This is a genomic window from Chromobacterium haemolyticum (assembly GCF_002081825.1).
GTDB classification, from domain to species: domain Bacteria; phylum Pseudomonadota; class Gammaproteobacteria; order Burkholderiales; family Chromobacteriaceae; genus Chromobacterium; species Chromobacterium fluminis.
The window spans coordinates 1-1,290 of record NZ_MUKU01000083.1 but is presented as its reverse complement, the minus strand read 5'-3'; the positions used below and the strand labels follow the sequence as shown (position 1 = coordinate 1,290).

The window sequence follows — 1,290 nt, the reverse complement described above, 5'->3', positions numbered from 1 at the left end:
GCCGGTTCGCCAACTGCGGCAGCCGCGCTTGCAAAGCGCGGTTGACGAAGCTGATCTGCCGGCGCTCGTCCACCAGCATCACATTGGCCGAACTGGAGTCCAAAGCCACCCGGATCCGCGCGTTCTCTAGCACCATCGCCTTGGCCGCCTTCAGGCGTTCCTGCAACTTCGCCAACAGCGCAATCAGGCTCTGCTCCATGCCGGGCCGGTAGCGAATCGGCTGGGAGAAGTCATCCTTCGCGATGTGGTCCATATGCCGGAACAAGCGCTCCATCTGCCCGCCTATCGTGCGCGACACAAAACGCAGCTGCCAGAGCAAAACACCACTCACCAACGCAAAAACCAATAGTCCCAAAATGATAAATTTAAATATTGTGTGGTCTAAATTTTCCTCTAGTTCAGCAAGATTCCTATTAGCGGCCTTTTCGTACAGCTTTTCCATCTCTTTCAATTCACTTACCAACACCGCTAGGCTTGCATTTTGCCACCCTATGTAAACCGCCTTAAAGTCACCTTTGCCGTTTGCCGCCAGTTTATTTAATTGATATACCCCAGCAATGGTTGCACGCCCTTCTCGCAAAATGTTTTCACGAAGGACTGTTAGTCTATTGATTTCTTGCTCGCTCATCTTATGTCGATGCACACGTAATTTACTTAAGTCAGCCTCTAGTTGTTTTAATAGCGTTTCCACCTTACCAAATGCCCCGACCAGGGCAGCATCATTAACAAATTTCTGCTGCCCCACATTGACAAATTCTTGCGACACAAACTGCTCTTCCGCCATCAGCAGCATACCTTCTCGTAAAGATAAAGCTGCTCCATTTGCGGCATCGGACATCGTCGTTATCTTGGCGACATCTGCCATTAAAATATCTTGCGTATAATGTAAATCACTCTGCACTTGCCTTTGATCATATATGACCAGAGAAACCAACATTAACAACCCCAACAGTACGACAACTATTGTCGTCACAATCTTTTGCTTAAAGGTCATATACTCTCTTTGCTATTCATCTAGGACCACTCCGCCCTTTTTATTATCTTTAACCAACAGCTACATTAGGGGCTCAATAATAAGCACTGTAAAAATGGGGAATAACCCTTCATTGTGCTCAGCACCGCTACACTTCGCTTAAAACGTTTCCCACTCCCCTGCCAGCTCAGCCACCGCCGGCTGTGAACTGAGGCGCGGACTCCCCGCCGCCGGCATCCCCAACGCCATCGCCGCACCTGCCGCCGACACGCTGAACCGGCCCGCCGCCGCAGACAGCCGCTCCGCTTGATCCTGCA

General features: G+C 50.5%; 1 protein-coding gene. It reads right to left on the bottom strand.

The features are described 5' to 3' along the window. Positions 1-994, bottom strand: a 994-nt coding sequence (locus B0T39_RS24635) for a hypothetical protein (protein WP_217806341.1), incomplete at its 3' end; no start/stop codon positions are given. Positions 995-1,290: the final 296 nt, after the last annotated feature.